Below are 607 nucleotides of genomic sequence, written 5' to 3' on the forward strand. Positions count from 1 at the left end.
GCCCAGCGGCTGCCGGTTCCACACCCGGTGCTGGAAGGCCACGGTGGTGTGCACGGTGGAGGAGCCGCCGCTGCTCGCGCTGAAGACGGGCCACCAGGTGGCGTGCCACCACCCCGAGAACCACGAGGACCTCAAGCCGGGCGACGCCGCGCTGGCCGAGGTCACAGCAGACGGCGGCAAGGTCGTCCGCACGCAGGCACCGAGCGCGGCGGCCCCGGCGACGAAGTCGACCACGACGGCGGCGGAGCCGACCACAACGGCGGCGAAGTCAGCCACGACGGCGGAGAAGGTGCCCGCGAAGGCGGCGACGGCCGAGGCGGCGACGCCTGGCTCCGCACCGGAGGGGGCCGTGGCGGAGGCGCCCGCGACGTCCTCGGGCGAGGCAGCGGGGAAGGCGCCGAAGGGGCCGGCGAAGAAGCCGGTGCGGAAGGAGCCCGGGGCCGCCGAGGGCTGACCCCGGGCGCGGCGGTGACGGATATCACGGTCGGGGCGGTGGGCGCGGACGGCGCGGTGGCCGTGGCCACGGGCGGGGGCGATGCGGGCACGTCCGACGCCCGGGAACGGGCCCCGCGGCCGGGCCGCGCGCGGGGCCGGGGCGGGCCGGTGG

Annotated in this window: 1 pseudogene; it reads left to right on the forward strand. The window is 78.7% G+C overall.

Annotated features, from left to right (window positions below):
• A pseudogene (locus KUM32_RS44350) lies at positions 1-454 on the forward strand (peptide ABC transporter ATP-binding protein); the annotation flags it as partial.
• Positions 455-607 lie beyond the last annotated feature (153 nt).

The sequence above is a fragment of the Streptomyces sp. AC627_RSS907 genome, assembly GCF_019049165.1.